The following is a 14,931-nucleotide window of genomic DNA, read 5'->3' on the forward strand; positions in this document are numbered from 1 at the left end:
TTGTGATTTCGATTAGATTCTAGCGACCGGATCACGGGAGATAAAGGTTTTTAGGCGGGTGTATAGGCGGGTTTATCCGCGAAACATGCGGAAATTCCAAAGACTATGGCGAACTGCGGGGAGAAAGCCTCCGCCATAATCCGCGCGGCGTGATCTTGTATGCGTGCCGGTCGCTGCTGGCCCATGACGCCGGGCGGCGGCGCGGTGCGATCCGCCCAAGTAGCAGCGCAAGCGGCGAGTTCACACGGCTCCAGCGGCCTACATCAGAACTTTTTAGGGGGCCGTGATACTCAGAACCCCCAGCCGTTTCTGGCTTTCTTTCTCTTTTCTAACGACTCAGACGACTATCACGGCTAAATAATCTCGGGAGGAAATCGCGGCCTTCCTCCGTCCGCCCCTTGGGCATAGCAGCCGCAGAATCCCCCCGAGATAAAACCCCCGCGATAGTCGATGTAGTCGTGGGAAAATCACCCAAGCCCCAGTCGCTATGGGCTTTCGCTGTATCACGGCCCCCGAAGAAGTTTCAGCGAGGCCGTGAGATTCCAGCGGCCCTCAGACTTGATCCAGGTGCGACTCCACCACGGCCTCCACAAACGTCAGGACGTTCTCGCGCCCCGGATCGAAGCCGAAGGCTTCCCTGATCGCCTCGCGCACACGGATCGCAGCGCGGTGCAGCGGCAGGCCCACAGAGTCATTCCCGAACGACAGGAACACGCGGCCTTCATCCTCGCGTCCCGGCGCATACTGGAGCCGATCAACCAGCGCACGCGCGGCGCTGCGGGTGTTCCGATAGGTCGGCAGCGGGGTTCCGCGATCATCGACAGCGTCCCAATGGCGCGTCAGGTAGCGAACGGCCCAAGCGGTCAGCATTGCGAAGTCGCCAATGTCGAAGCCGAAGTGTTCTTGCACCATCTCACGCAAGTGACGGTGCGCATCCACCGCTGGGATGGACTCCTCCCGGCCTTTGAGGCGAAGCATCCAGCGGTCGTCAGTCGGTGGGCCGTTCCAGTCCTCGGCTTGGCAGCCCAGCATCTGGATCGCGCGGACCACGTTCTTGTAGTTGTTGGTGATGTTGCCGCGTTCGTCGCGCAGCCAGTCGCTCATGTACAGCTTCATGTCAGTTCTCCGAAGGATCGCCGGGCTTTCGACAGGGGAGCCCGGCGGCGTCCCCAAGTCGTTTCAGAACGGCGATCCGTCATCACCATCGGCGTCCGGTTTCTTCGGCGGCGGCAGGTCTGTCCAGCGGTCGGAGCCGTCCCACGGTGCCGGAATCTTCACCCGGTCCCATGCGGCGCGAGCATCCGCCAGAGTGGGCAGAGCGAACCCGCGCACGGGGTACTGGCGATACTCGAACCCCAGCGCCTTCAGCAGGTCGGCCACCTCGTTGGGCGTCACGTCGCGCCCGCGATCTTTCCTGAGCCGGGCGTTCACGAGTTCGCACAGCCGCGTGGTCGAGACGAAAGGCAGCGTGCGCGCTTTCTTGTCCAGCCACCGCTCCACCGGCAGCTCGCCGGTTTGGAGGATGTCGAGAAAGGCCCGCTCCACGCCCCGCAGGCCGGCGAGCTTCTGCTCAGTCAGCGCGTCGGTCTGGGGGATGTTCCAGCGCGGGTGAAAGCCGTCCAGATCCATTTCGAGCAGGTCATGGAGCATCGCGGCCAGCCCGCCGTTTGCCATCTGTTCAGCGAGGGGGCCGAAGTAGTCCCGATCCTGCGCGCGGTTGCCGTTCACGTTGAACACCGCATAGCGGCGCTCATCGCTGCTGGCTGGCACCACCCACTTTTCGTTGGACGCCATGACCACGTGGAGCATGTTGTTGACCTGCACCGCGTTCGCGCCCTTGCCTTCAACAACAAAGGTCGGCTCCGTGATGAGGCCCTGCAAGCGCCCGGAGCGTTCGTTGTCGTCGGGCGCGACGGCCTCATCAGCGAACACCAGCACCGCATCGCGGAGGTGAGCGTTGAACTTGCCGGTCAGGTAGTCCCCCGAGAAGATGTGAAGGCCGTGCTGGCCGAACAGGTCTTTCAGCGCCCGCGCGAACATGCCCTTGCCCGCGCCCTTGCCACCCCGGAACACCAGCGCAGCCTCCGCAGGCTTGTGGGGGTTCTGAACGGCCCACGCAGCCCATTTCAGGATGTAGTCGGCGTGCTCGGCGTTGCCATCGGCCAGGACGGCTTCGACGTGGGCGCGCATCAGTGACCAGTCGCCCGGTTGCGGCTTCACGCCCCAGCCGCGCCAGAGGTTCAGGTTCCTGCCGACCGTCTCGGGCTTCTTCGGGTGAAAGCACAGCTCATCGAATTGGCGGCGAGCTTCTTGCAGCAGCCACCACTTGCCCACGGGGACCTCGATGGGCTTGCCGTCCTTGTCGGTTCCGGCCTCAACTCGCAGGTGGCAGTAGCGGTGCTGGAAGTCCTCGAACGATTGAAGCAGCGGCACCCAGCGCCCGCGCTGTTCCTCGCGCGGCTTGTCGTCGTCATCGTCAGTCATCAGCGGAACCCAAGACCACGCGAGCACGCGACACTTGCCGCCTTCCTGACTCAGGACGGCGTGCATGTTGTTCAGATACTCCAAGGCGATCTTCGGATGCCGCCACCACTTGCGGCCGATCTCCTCCCATGCGCGGAAGATTTGGCGCTTTGCGTAGCCCTCCCAGCTCGGTTGTTCGCGCACGCTCTCAGCGATGGCGTTGCCCGGATCGGTGATGACCCGGAAGATCACCGCGTCATCGACGCCCGCGCGCACGAGGTCGAGGCAGACCTTGAACAAGGGTTCGGAGCGCGACGGGTACTTGGTCGGCTCTACCGGGTCCTGTCCGGTGGCGATCAGCGCAAGCGTGTTGTCGCGGATCGTATTGCCGTTCGCAGCGGCCCACTCGCGCAGGTCATCGGTGCTGCACGGCGCGACGTGGCCCGGAACCCAGTCAGACGGCGCGGCTGTACCGTCGCCCACAGAAGGGCGCGGCGATGCCTTCCTGCTGGCCGTAGGTGTGCCGCCGGTGATCGTTTCGGCTTTCGGGGGCGCGGCCTTGAAGGCGGTCAGCGGATAGGCCGCATCATTCCAGCCGCAGACCTCGGCCTTGCTCGGCTCGCGGCCCTTCGCCCGCTTCTTCGGATCGGGCCAGTTCGTCAGCCCCGGCAGGCGCGCGATACGGTCAACATTGAAGCAGTGATCACCGCCAAGGCGGTTTGCCAATTCGACGTTGAACGCTTCGGCCTTCTCCCACGGCTTGTCGGTTTCGCTGGCCGGGGTCGGAATGTCGAGCGGTTCCGAAAGGCGCCACATCCCCCAATAGCCTCCGCCGGAGTCGATGACCAGCGACGGCGCAGGAATGTCCTTGGGCATTCCACCATTCAGCAGGGACCTGATGCGTTGGCGTTCCTGCTCGAAGTCCTCGCCTGCACGCGGGTCAACATCGACCCACAGCCATTCGAGGCGGGCAATGTCGGTTTTCTCGGCTTTCTTGTTGATCGGCTCGCGCGTGGGGTTGATGCCGAAGTAGATGTTGTGGGTCTTGTTCTTCTCCAGCGCCCACGCTTCCGCCTTCGCCGCATCGGTGAATGTGACGCCGGGCGGTGTTCCCTTCTTGTCCGGGTGCATGGCGACCAGCAGCCACGGCCCGCCGGGACGGAACTTGTTGAGGAAGTCAGCAATCATTCTGCGACCTCCTGAAACACGTACACTCCGCGGCGATACCCGGCCTTGTTGTCGAACCAGCCGTTGTCGGCGGGATCGGCCTTGCCGCCCATCACCTCGTTGCAGTGTTCGAGGGTGCGACGGAACCAGACGGCCCGCGGCGAGCGGTCGGAGGAGCGCGCGGCCTGCTCGGTCAGTTCTTCGAGCTGGGCAAGGACCGTATCAACAAGGTGTTGATCGGCTTCGGTGTTGCACTCAGGCCCGGCAGGGAACACGCGGAGAGGGTCGAGGCGGAGCAGCCATGCGACGTAGGACGCGCGGCGGGCTTCGGCGGGCGCAGCTATTTGCGCAGTGAGGCTCGGTTTCATGGGTCCGCCTCCTCACTGCTCTTGCGCATTCAGCCACGCATCAATCTCGTTCAGGTCCCAAACGGTTGCACGGGGACCGATCTTGCGAGCGCGGGGGAAGTCGGGGCGTTCGGCGTGCCAGCGCCAGAGGGTGGCGAGACTGACGCCCAGATATTGAGCGGTGCCGGTGGGGCGGGCGTTGCGCCGTTCTTGGCGGCGGGCGAGTTCTTCGGCTACAGCCTGCTTCAAGGCTGGCAGCGGGATCGTTTCTTGTTTCATGGTGGCGAATCCTTGAGCGTTCAGCTCACGCCACCGGGGACCTTGTAGGCTGCGCGGGCGGCGGGAGCGGCAAGCCCCATGAGGGGCGGCTACTCTCACGCCACCGCTGCAACTACAGCGGATCAGGACCCGTGCTGGGCCGGGGCAGCGCCCCGGAACCTGTGTCCTTGTGGAGATACCGGCAGGTCAACGCCGCTTCGTTGGCGTCGCCTCCTGTCTCCAGCGATCAATCGAGGGGAATAGTAGCGAATAAGACGACAGAAGTCTATACGGATCAGTCACTTACCGAAAAAGTATAGTGCCTTCACTTCGCGCAGTACGCGGCCCAATCGGCCATAAGTGCCTGTCGTTTCTGGAAAAGACTGCCACGCGCATAGGCGGCTTCGGCCTTGTCCTTGAGCTGGTGCGCAAGGGCGTGTTCGATGACCTCGCGGGGGTGGTGCGTTGTCTCGCCTGCCCAGTCACGGAAGGTCGAGCGGAACCCGTGCGGGGTGGCAACCTTCGGGTTGCCGTTCTTGTCGGTTTGCTTCGGGTCGATGTAGCCCTTGTGCCCGGCCTTCGTCTCGCTTTCGTGCATACGCTTGATGACTGCGGCCAGCGTCATATCCGACAACTCGCCGCCACGGGATGCGGGGAATACAAGGTTGTTGTCCTCGAACCGCGGGAGGGCCTTCAACAAGGCCACCGCCTCCTCGGTGAGCGGCACGGTGTGTTCCTTGCCCATCTTCATGCGGTCCGCCGGGATCGTCCAGACTCCGGCCTCAAGGTCGATTTCGTCCCACTTCGCCCCGCGTACCTCGCCGGAGCGGGCGGCGGTCAGAATGGTGAACTCCAGCGCCCGCGCGCCGGTGCCTTCCATCTTGCGCAGATGCGTCATGAACGCGGGGGCCTCCGCGAAGGGCAGCGCGGCATGGTTGCCGTTCTTCGCCACTTTCGACGGCTTGGGCAACATCGCCTCAAGGTTCCCCCTCCAGCGCGCCGGGTTCGAGCCGTCGCGGTACTTGCGAGCCGTAGCCCAATCCAGAACGGACTCGATGCGCCCGCGGAGCCGTTCGGCTGTCTCGGTTTTCACCTTCCAGATCGGTTCGAGCACTTCCAAGATATGCGGCGTGTCGATGTCGCGCACCTGTAGCTTGGCGAGGGTCGGGAAGGCGTAAGTGGTCAGCGTGTTGGTCCACTGCTGGGCGTGCTTCGCGTTCTTCCACTCGGGGGACTTCGCCTCAATGCACAACCGCGCGGCCTCCTCGAACGTGATCTCAGTCGCCCGGCTCGCCAGCAGCGCGGAGCGCGCGGCCTTGCGCTCCGCTATCGGGTCGATGCCTTGGGTGATCTTCTCCCGGACCTCCCGCGCCTTGTCTCGGGCCTGCTGTAGCGTCACCGCCGGATACCCGCCCAAGCCGACCTCGCTGCGGCGCTGCTTGCCGCTCGCGGTCGCACCGATAGTGACCCGCAGCAGCCAGGTCTTTCCTCCGCCGGGGAGGACTTGAAGATGGAGCCCAGGAACACCCCCAACGGCGTACATTCCCGGCTGTGAGAGGCGTTTCACCTCCAACGCTGATAGTTCTTTCGCAACTCGTGGCATAATCTCGCACCCGCCTATACACCCGCCTAAGATTACGCGATCTTACGCGATAAGTCGAGACCATCCGAGACGATCGCCGCGGCAGAAGTCTTGTATTTACGCGGGTTTGCTGGCACTATGGCGACGTTACGCGATGACGCGAGACGCTACGGTGGGGGACTCCGACTCCGCCATTGTGCCGTTTTGGCAACACTCGCCGCTGTTCGCGGTCGTCCCAAACATTCCCGGAAGACCCTGAAAATATGTGAGTTTCGCGAAACTTGCATAGTCGTTCGTTGGGGTCTGATTCCTGGAATGCTTATCTCTGTTCGCCGCTATCCCCGCCGTTGTGGTGGACAGGAAGTGGACAGGGCAGGAGAACATGACGGGAACGGCGATCAATAAACTTAGCCCCAGGTTTGTTCAGACGGTGACAGATTCGGGCCGCTATGGTGACGGCAACGGCCTTTACCGGCGCTGGCTGCTGATCCGGCGCGGCCGTGCCGATCCCAATGCGCTCGCCTACTACTTCGCCTTCGCCCCCGAGGCGGCCGGCCTCCCGGAACTGGCCGGTGCCGCCGGCCTGCGGTGGACGATCGAGGAGTGCTTCCTGCGCGCCAAGGATGATCTCGGCCTGGATCATTGTGAAGCCCGCTCCTGGACCGGATGGCATCGCCACATGAGCCTGGTCATGATGGCGGCGGCCTTCCTGGCCAAACTCGCCGCCGATCTGCGCCGCGCCGCCAGCGGACCCGACAACAGCAAACCGAACGAAACGAGTCCAATCAGCGCCTCCGCCGCCTGAACCTGCTCATCCCCAATGTTCCAGAAATCGCCAACCTCATCGCACGTCTTGTCTTACCGCCCGGCCACAAGCGGCGCTTCATCCTCCAATGGTCAATCTGGCGAAGGCGGCATCAAGCCGGTGCTGCGATAGCGCAATATAAACAACAGATAGGCAACTGTAGTACTAATGGATAGGTTGCGGTCGGGGCCGATCGCAAAGCGGCGGGTTCGGAAAGGGGGAAGAGGAATGCGCGCATTTCTGGCGTGGCTGCCCGTGGTTTGTCTGTCCATGGCCTGTCCGGGCCTTGCGGGCTGCGATGCGAATTTCAACTCGATCTACCGGTCGAATACGCTCGACGGGGACGGCGCGGAAATCGTCCTGATCGACGCCAAGCAGCGCTCGATCCTGACCGCCACGGTCCCGACCGAAGTGAAGGTTACCCGGGCGCGCGACGTCTTCGGCGCCATCCCCGGCCAGACCGAGACCCAGACCGTCGCGATCCAGCGCTTCTGCGCCGAGCCGAGCCCCGATGTCTTTTCCGTCCTCGCGCAGTCGTACAGCGGTGCGCTCGGCTTCGGCCAGGCGACCGACCCGAAGACGCTCGAAGTGGCGCTGCGCGCGGCCTTCAGCAGGGCCGAGAACGGTTCGACCATCTCGCGCACGCAGACGATCAACATGCTGCGCGAACTGATGTACCGGACCTGCGAGCGCTACATGGGCGGCGGCTACGACGAGTTGGAATTGTCCATCCAGGCGGTGCGCGACCAGCGATTGATCGTCTCGATCCTGGCGATCGAGCAGTTGAAGGCGCGTGGTTGCTCTGAAGATCTGCGCCAGCAGGGGCAGACTTGGCTATTGGGCCAATAACCGGCGGAGGGAAACATGCCAAGAGGCTACATGATCATTCTCGGTCGCACGCCCGAGCTGGTGAAAGAATCTGCAAAAGCAAATGATTGCAAGGTATCGGGGAGCATTAGATCCTTTGATGAGTATGGCACGGTCGACGAGCAGGCGAGTGCCGTAACCTCTCTCCGCGTCGATGAGCCGGGGTTCTTCGCTGTCGGATTCTACGAATATTGAACAGGTCCGGCAGGCGTCCTCCTGCCTCCGGGAGGGGAGTCAGAAACTCCAGCTGAGCGAGGCGGAGCCGAATTTGGACAAGCCGTCCTGGCCCTCGAATTCCTCGGTTCTGATCACATAGGTATAGGTCAGGCGGGTGGAGCCGAGGAAGAGGGAGAGGCCGGCCTGGGCGTCGCCCACCAGGATGCGCTTGTCGACATGGGGGCCGTCGCCGTCGAACGTATTGCCGTCGAGGAAGATGTCGCGGGCGATCGCCCGTCCCTCGGCCCCGGCGAAGACGTACCAGCCGAAGCCGTCGCGCTTGTCGTAGAAATTGGCGCCGGTCAGGGCCGGGCGGATGCGCGGGGCGCCGAAATCGGAATCGAGGTTCTGGCCCAGGCGGAACATCAGGCCGCCGGCGGCATAGGTCGCGACATTGCCGAGGGATAGGGTGACGCTGGGGGTCAGGTCGATGCCGAGGCCGGTGCGCGGGCCGGTCAGGCTGACGGCGCGCCATTTGCGGTCGAAGATCAGGTTGATGCCCAATTCGTCGTCCAATTGGTGATCCCAGCCCTCGGCATGGCCGTCGCCGATCAGGTCGTGGAAATTATTCTGCACTTCCTCGCCCAGCGCCGAGGGGCCGACCATGCCGATCTGAAGCTGGATCGTGTTCAGCGTCTCGTCGGAATAGGCGACGAGGGAGACGGCGCCGAACAGATAGGCGGCATAGGGCCGGTCGCTTGGATCCGGCACCCGGCGTTCCGTGTCTTCCGGCGTGAACAGGGTCTGGCCCAGCGCCAGCCCCCAGCGCACCTGGGAGTCGGGCCCGAGGAAAAAGCGGGTGGTATCGGTCGCACCGTCGAACCAGGGCGGCGGGCTGGACGGCGACAGCCAGGAGAATTGCACGCCATTGGTGTAATAGCGGTCGGTGGCGGCAAAGGCATCGTTTTCCCACAGGAAGGAAAAGGTGCCGTTCGGGTCGGTCGGGGGCGACGAGGGCTGCGCCAGCGCACTGCCGGCCGCAAGCGCGAGGCCGCAGGCAAGAAGGGCACGATGGGACAGGGACATGATCACCTCGCGACGAAAGCCTTGCGGGGGCATCTGAAGCGGCCCGAATCCGCCCCTATTCGCCCAAGGTCGGTTGAGCCAGTTCATTGACTTATCCCGGCCGATAATCCTATTACCACTCAAATTGTACGAGGGAATGGGGATGGCCGATTTTCCGAAGCGTAGTCTCGAAGACTGGCAGGCACTGGTATCGAAGGAACTGGGCGGCAAGCCGGCCGACAGCCTGACGTGGAACACGCCCGAGGGCATCGCGGTGAAGCCGCTCTATACCGCGGCCGATGTCGAGGGTCTGGAGACGGCCGACACCCTGCCGGGCTTCGCCCCCTTCACCCGGGGCGTGCGGGCGTCCATGTATGCCAACCGGCCCTGGACCATCCGCCAGTATGCCGGCTTCTCGACCGCGGAAGCGTCGAACGCCTTCTATCGCAAGAATCTGGCCGCCGGCCAGATGGGCCTCTCGATCGCCTTCGACCTCGCCACCCACCGCGGCTATGACAGCGACCATCCCCGCGTGATCGGCGATGTCGGCAAGGCCGGGGTCGCCATCGACAGCGTCGAGGACATGAAGATCCTGTTCGACGGCATCCCGCTCGACAAGATGTCGGTCTCGATGACCATGAACGGCGCCGTGCTGCCCTGCCTCGCCAATTACATCATCGCGGCGGAGGAACAGGGGGTCTCGCAGGACAAGCTCTCGGGCACGATCCAGAACGACATCCTGAAGGAGTTCATGGTCCGCAATACCTATATCTATCCGCCCGAACCCTCGATGCGGATCATTGCGGATATCATCGCCTATACGTCGAAGAACATGCCGAAGTTCAATTCGATCTCGATTTCCGGCTATCACATGCAGGAAGCGGGCGCGAACCAGGTTCAGGAACTGGCTTTCACCCTGGCGGACGGCCTCGAATACGTCCGCGCCGCCCTGTCCAAGGGCCTGGACGTCGACGATTTCGCCGGCCGCCTGTCGTTCTTCTTCGCCATCGGCATGAATTTCTTCATGGAAGTGGCCAAGCTGCGCGCCGCCCGCTTCCTCTGGGCCGAACTGATGGCCCAGTTCAAGCCGAAGAAGGCGTCCAGCCTGATGCTGCGCACCCATTGCCAGACGTCCGGCGTGTCGCTGACCGAGCAGGACCCCTACAACAATGTCGTCCGCACCGCCTATGAGGCGATGGCGGCGATCTTCGGCGGCACCCAGTCGCTGCATACCAATTCGCTGGACGAGGCGATCGCGCTGCCGACCGAATTCTCGGCCCGCATCGCCCGCAACACCCAGTTGATCCTGGCCGAGGAGACAGGCGTCACCCATGTCGTCGATCCGCTCGGCGGGTCCTATTACGTCGAAAGCCTGACGGCCGAACTGGTGACCGAAGCGCGCAAGATCATCGAGGAAGTGGAAAGCCTGGGCGGCATGACCAAGGCGGTCGAAAGCGGCATGCCCAAGCTCCGCATCGAGGAATCGGCGGCACGGCGCCAGGCCGCGATCGACCGCGGCGACGAGGTCATCGTCGGCGTGAACAAGTACCGCCTGAAGGAAGAGGCGCCGGTGGACATCCTGGACGTCGACAATGTCGCCGTCCGCGAAGCCCAGATCGCCCGCCTGAAGCAGATCCGCGGGACCCGCGACGAGGCGGCGGTGCAGGCGGCCCTGGACGCCCTGACCGAAGGCGCCAAGGGCGGCGAGGCCAATCTTCTCGATCTCTCGGTCAAGGCCGCCCGCGTGCGCGCCACCGTGGGCGAGATTTCGGATGCCCTCGAGAAAGTCTTCACCCGCCACAAGGCGGTGATCCGCTCGATCTCTGGCGTCTATGGCGCGGCTTATGAGGGTGACGAGGGCTTCGACCGCATCCGCCAGGAAGTCGCCGCCTTCGCCCGCGAGGAGGGCCGCCGCCCGCGCATGCTGGTGGCCAAGATGGGCCAGGACGGCCACGACCGCGGCGCCAAGGTGATCGCCACCGCCTTCGCCGACATCGGCTTCGACGTCGACGTCGGCTCACTGTTCCAGACCCCGGCGGAAGTCGCCCGCGATGCGGTCGAGAACGACGTCCATGTCGTCGGCGTCTCGTCCCAGGCCGCCGGCCACAAGACCCTGGTGCCGGAACTGATCGCCGAACTGAAGCAGGCGGGCGCGGAAGACGTGCTCGTGGTCTGCGGCGGCGTCATCCCGGCGCAGGACTACGACTTCCTCTACAAGGCGGGCGTCGCCGCCATCTATGGCCCCGGCACCAATATCCCGTCCGCCGCGGCCGAGATCATGACGATCATCGCCAAGCGCCGCCAGGCCGCCTGAGCGATTGGAACACCACGGAAAAGCCCCGCCGGCGTGCGGGGCTTTTTTGTCGGCGGAGCGGCATGGACGATCGGCGCGAGACATTGCTGAAGGAGGCCGCCGGCTGGCTGGCCCGGCTGCGTGAGCGGCCGGACGACGACGATCTGCGCCGGGCCATCGCCGGCTGGCTTGCCCTCGATTCCGCCCATTGGGTGGCGTGGAGCCGGGCGCGCCGCGCCATGGCGATGCTGGGCGAGATTCCGCCGGCCTTCGACGCCCGCTGGGCCGGTCGGGTGGAGCCGCCGGAACCACCCCTGTCGTTCGGGGCGCGGCTCCGGCGGTTCCTGTTCGGGCGCTGACTATTCCGCCGCCGCCTTGGCCGTGGCGGTGCGGGCCTTGCTGCGCATCAGCACCAGTTCCTCGGCGGCGGTGGGGTGGACGGCGACGGTGCGGTCGAACTGGGCCTTGGTCGCGCCCAGCTTCACGGCGATGCCGACCACCTGGATGATTTCCGGCGTATCGTCGCCGATCAGATGGGCGCCCACCACCCGGTCGGAACGGGGTTCGACGATCAGCTTCATATAGGTCCTGGTGTTGCGGCCGGTGAGCGCATGTTTCATCGGGCGGAAGCCGGCCTCGTAGATGTCGACGGTGCCGAAGCGCGCCACCGCCTGGGCTTCGGTCAGGCCGACGGTGCCGATGGGCGGCTGGCTGAAGACGGCGGTCGGGACGTCGTGATGATCGGCCAGGGCCGGGCGGTTGCCGAACAGCGTGTCGGCGAAGGCATGGCCTTCCTTGATCGCCACCGGGGTCAGGGCCACCCGGTCGGTGACGTCGCCGACGGCATAGATGTTGGGCACATTGGTCCGGGAATAGAGATCGACCTTGATCTCGCCCTTGGGCCCGGTCTCGACCCCCGCCGCCTCGAGACCCAGATCCTGCGTGTTGGGACGCCGCCCGGTGGCGAACATCACCGCATCGGTTTCGATCGCGCTGCCGTCCGACAGATGCAGGGTCAGGCCGTCCGGGCCCTTGTCGATGGCGGTCGGGCTGGCGTTCAGGTGCAGGGCGATGCCCTTGTCGCGGTATTCGTCCTGGAGACGGTCGGCGACATCGTCGTCGAAGCCGCGCAGCAGGCGGGGGCCGCGGTGGACGATCGTGGTCGTGCTGCCGAGGCCGTGGAAGATCCCGGCGAATTCGACCGCGATATAGCCGGCACCCACCACCACCACGCGTTTCGGCTGGGCGGGCAGGTGAAAGGCTTCGTTCGAGGTGATGGCATGTTCGGCGCCGGGGATCGCCGGCACCTCCGGCGTGCCGCCGGTGGCGACCAGGATCGTCGCCGCCGTCACCCGGCGGCCGCCGACATCGAGTGTATGGGCATCGATCAGGCGGGCACGGCCGCGGAGCAATGCGGCGCCGGCCCCGTCCAGCCCCTTCACGTAGAGGCCGCTCAGGCGCTCGATCTCCTTGTCCTTGGCGGCGATCAGGCGGGCCCAGTCGAAGCTGGCCTTGCCCGGCACGGTCCAGCCGAAGGCGGCGGCATCCTCGATCTCCTCGCCGTAATGGGCGGCATAGACCAGCAGTTTCTTCGGCACGCAGCCGCGGATCACGCAGGTGCCGCCGACCCGGTAATCCTCGGCGACGGCGACGCGGGCGCCATGGCCGGCGGCGATGCGCGCCGCCCGGACGCCGCCCGAACCGGCGCCGATGACGAAGAGATCGTAGTCATAGGATGGGCTGGTCATGAAAGCACCGCTTGCAAATGTTGGGGCAGGTCGCCGCCCGGCCGGCCGGCGGTCCTGCCGGCGACCGGCAGGCGCAGGACCAGGCGGTCGCCCGCGCGGGTGAGGCCGGCCGGATGATCCGGATCGGCCAGGGCAATCTGTACCCCCCTGATGTGGACGCTGAGGCGCTCGATGCCAAGGGGGCTGGCGGTCTGTTGGCGCAGCGCCTCGGCCAGTTCGTCCAGGGCGCCGTCGATAGCCCGCAGCGAGGCCGCATCCTCGGGGAAATGATCGAAGGCGAGGTCGATGGCGAAGGGCGCGGCCAGTTCCGCCTGTACCGCCGCCGCGATCGCCGCCGCCCGCCGGACGAGGCCGAGCCGGCTGGGCACGCCCGCCGCCGCCTTCGCCGCCTGAACCTGGCGCAGGCTTTCCGCCGACAGGCTGATGCGGCTGATCTGGTCGAGGCGGACATGGTGCAATTCGACACCGTCGACCAGCACCAGCCAGCGGGGATCGCTGCCGATGAGGCCCAGCACCCGGCCCTGCACCTCCGCCGCCTCGGCAAGGCCGAGGGTGACCAGGGGCAGGGGGCTGCCGGCGGCATCGCCGGCGCCGCCGGCCTCCGCCAGCAGGGCGATCAGGGCCTCCCCGGCCAGCAGGGGCGGGGACGCGGTCATCGGTCGAGCCCGCCGAGGCAGAGATATTTGATCTCGACGTAATCGTCGATGCCGTGGGACGAGCCTTCGCGCCCGATGCCGGATTCCTTCACCCCGCCGAAGGGGGCGACCTCGGTCGAGATCAGGCCGGTATTGATGCCGACGATGCCGTATTCGAGCCCTTCCGCGACCCGGAAGATACGGCCGACGTCGCGGGCATAGAAATAGGAGGCGAGGCCGAATTCGGTATCATTGGCCATGCGGATCGCCTGCCCCTCGTCCGCGAAGCGGAACACCGGGGCCAGCGGGCCGAAGGTCTCCTCCCGGGCGACCGCCATGGCCGGGGTGACGCCGGTCAGCACCGTCGGCTCGAAGAAGGAGACGCCAAGGGCGTGGCGCCGGCCGCCGGTCGCCAGCCTGGCACCCTTGGCCAGGGCGTCGGCGATATGGTCCTCGATCTTGGCGACGGCCTTCATGTCGATCAGCGGGCCCTGGGTGACGCCGGGCTCGATGCCGCTGCCGACCTTGAGGGCGGCGACGGCGCGGGACAATTTCTCGACGAAGGCGTCATGCACCCCGTCCTGGACCAGGATCCGGTTGGCGCAGACGCAGGTCTGGCCGGTGTTGCGGAACTTGGAGGCGATCGCCCCCTCGACCGCGGCATCGAGATCGGCATCGTCGAAGACGATGAAGGGGGCATTGCCGCCCAATTCCAGGCTGACCTTCTTCACCGTGCCGGCGCATTGCGCCATCAGCACCTTGCCGATCTCGGTCGAGCCGGTGAAGGTCAGCTTGCGCACGATCGGATTCGCGGTCATCTCGCCGCCGATCGCCTGGGCCGCGCCGGTGACCACATTGAGGGCGCCGGCGGGCAGCCCGGCCCGGGCGCCAAGCTCGGCCAGCGCCAGGGCGGAATAGGGGGTCTGGGTCGCCGGCTTCACCACCACGGTACAGCCGGCGGCAAGCGCCGGACCGATCTTGCGGGTGATCATGGCGGCGGGGAAATTCCACGGCGTGATGGCGGCGACCACGCCCACCGGTTCCCGGGTGACGATGATCCGCTTGTCGGCGGCATGGGACGGGATGGTTTCGCCGTAGATCCGCTTCGCCTCCTCGCCGAACCATTCGAGGAAGGCGGCGGCATAGGCGATCTCGCCCTTCGATTCGGCCAGCGGCTTGCCCTGTTCGAGGGTCATGAGCAGGGCGAGGTCGTCCTGATTCGCCATCATCAGGTCGGCGAAGCGGCGCAGCACCAGGGCGCGTTCCTTGGCGGTCTTCTTGCGCCAGGCCGGCAGGGCGATGTCGGCGGCGGCGATCGCCCGCGCCGTTTCCGCCCGGCCGGCCCTGGGCACGGTGCCGAGCACGGCCAGGGTGGCGGGGTCGGTCACCTCGACGGTGGCGCCATCGTCCGCCGCCACCCATTCGCCGCCGATATAGTTCCGCTCGCGGAACAAGCCGGGATCTTTCAGCGCGACCATTCTGTCCTCCCTGTTGTCGGCGTCCGCCATCTTAAGACCCGGGCGATCGCGCGGGGAAGTCCCCGGG

Annotated in this window: 13 protein-coding genes and 1 pseudogene; 5 read left to right on the forward strand and 9 right to left on the reverse strand. The window is 65.6% G+C overall.

What is annotated here, in order from left to right:
* Nucleotides 1-552: 552 nt before the first annotated feature.
* The 5 genes from DKG75_RS00105 to DKG75_RS00125 form a co-directional block, all read right to left on the reverse strand.
* Complete coding sequence (locus tag DKG75_RS00105; protein ID WP_109919054.1) at nucleotides 553-1,116, reverse strand: hypothetical protein; 564 nt, start codon at nucleotides 1,114-1,116, stop codon at nucleotides 553-555.
* A 63-nt stretch (nucleotides 1,117-1,179) separates the two neighbouring features.
* On the reverse strand, nucleotides 1,180-3,651 hold the full coding sequence (locus DKG75_RS00110; protein ID WP_109919055.1) for a primase-helicase family protein: 2,472 nt from the start codon (nucleotides 3,649-3,651) through the stop codon (nucleotides 1,180-1,182).
* Nucleotides 3,648-3,998 (reverse strand): hypothetical protein, encoded by a 351-nt coding sequence (locus tag DKG75_RS00115; RefSeq protein WP_109919056.1) that lies wholly within the window; start codon nucleotides 3,996-3,998, stop codon nucleotides 3,648-3,650. Before DKG75_RS00115 ends, DKG75_RS00110 begins: the two co-directional genes overlap by 4 nt.
* 12 nt (nucleotides 3,999-4,010) lie before the next feature.
* Nucleotides 4,011-4,256 (reverse strand): helix-turn-helix transcriptional regulator, encoded by a 246-nt coding sequence (locus tag DKG75_RS00120; RefSeq protein WP_109919057.1) that lies wholly within the window; start codon nucleotides 4,254-4,256, stop codon nucleotides 4,011-4,013.
* A 304-nt stretch (nucleotides 4,257-4,560) separates the two neighbouring features.
* Entirely contained in the window at nucleotides 4,561-5,802 is a 1,242-nt protein-coding gene (locus DKG75_RS00125) for a tyrosine-type recombinase/integrase (protein ID WP_243746513.1), read from the reverse strand.
* A gap of 595 nt (nucleotides 5,803-6,397) precedes the next feature.
* Here DKG75_RS00125 and DKG75_RS23835 point away from each other — a divergent pair.
* The 3 genes and pseudogenes from DKG75_RS23835 to DKG75_RS22605 form a co-directional block, all read left to right on the forward strand.
* A pseudogene (locus DKG75_RS23835) lies at nucleotides 6,398-6,622 on the forward strand (IS701 family transposase); the annotation flags it as partial.
* A gap of 228 nt (nucleotides 6,623-6,850) precedes the next feature.
* Complete coding sequence (locus DKG75_RS00135) at nucleotides 6,851-7,471, forward strand: hypothetical protein (protein ID WP_109919059.1); 621 nt, start codon at nucleotides 6,851-6,853, stop codon at nucleotides 7,469-7,471.
* Nucleotides 7,472-7,501: 30 nt separating this feature from the next.
* Nucleotides 7,502-7,684, forward strand: coding sequence for a hypothetical protein (locus DKG75_RS22605; RefSeq protein ID WP_133636914.1), 183 nt, complete (start codon nucleotides 7,502-7,504; stop codon nucleotides 7,682-7,684).
* Nucleotides 7,685-7,723: 39 nt separating this feature from the next.
* Here DKG75_RS22605 and DKG75_RS00140 read toward each other — a convergent pair whose 3' ends face one another.
* A complete protein-coding gene (locus DKG75_RS00140; RefSeq protein ID WP_166646455.1) occupies nucleotides 7,724-8,731 on the reverse strand; it encodes a lipid A deacylase LpxR family protein in 1,008 nt (335 codons plus the stop codon).
* A gap of 142 nt (nucleotides 8,732-8,873) precedes the next feature.
* Here DKG75_RS00140 and scpA point away from each other — a divergent pair, with 142 nt between their 5' ends.
* Nucleotides 8,874-11,024 carry a methylmalonyl-CoA mutase gene (gene scpA / locus DKG75_RS00145; protein ID WP_109919061.1) on the forward strand — a complete coding sequence of 717 codons (2,151 nt, stop codon included), beginning with the start codon at nucleotides 8,874-8,876 and terminating at the stop codon, nucleotides 11,022-11,024.
* A 62-nt stretch (nucleotides 11,025-11,086) separates the two neighbouring features.
* Complete coding sequence (locus tag DKG75_RS00150) at nucleotides 11,087-11,362, forward strand: FecR/PupR family sigma factor regulator (RefSeq protein ID WP_109919062.1); 276 nt, start codon at nucleotides 11,087-11,089, stop codon at nucleotides 11,360-11,362.
* On the opposite strand, the gene gor is transcribed toward DKG75_RS00150, so the two are convergent.
* The 3 genes from gor to gabD are packed head-to-tail and all read right to left on the reverse strand — an operon-like array spanning nucleotide 11,363 to nucleotide 14,864.
* Nucleotides 11,363-12,751: a glutathione-disulfide reductase gene (gene gor, locus DKG75_RS00155; protein WP_109919063.1), complete on the reverse strand. Its 1,389-nt coding sequence runs from the start codon at nucleotides 12,749-12,751 to the stop codon at nucleotides 11,363-11,365. It lies immediately after the preceding gene.
* Entirely contained in the window at nucleotides 12,748-13,407 is a 660-nt protein-coding gene (locus DKG75_RS00160) for a hypothetical protein (RefSeq protein ID WP_109919064.1), read from the reverse strand. Before DKG75_RS00160 ends, gor begins: the two co-directional genes overlap by 4 nt.
* Nucleotides 13,404-14,864, reverse strand: a complete 1,461-nt coding sequence (gabD, locus tag DKG75_RS00165; RefSeq protein WP_109919065.1) for an NADP-dependent succinate-semialdehyde dehydrogenase — start codon at nucleotides 14,862-14,864, stop codon at nucleotides 13,404-13,406. Before gabD ends, DKG75_RS00160 begins: the two co-directional genes overlap by 4 nt.
* Between the last annotated feature and the right edge of the window lie 67 nt (nucleotides 14,865-14,931).

The organism is Zavarzinia compransoris, assembly GCF_003173055.1.
Taxonomy (GTDB): Bacteria; Pseudomonadota; Alphaproteobacteria; order Zavarziniales; family Zavarziniaceae; genus Zavarzinia; species Zavarzinia compransoris.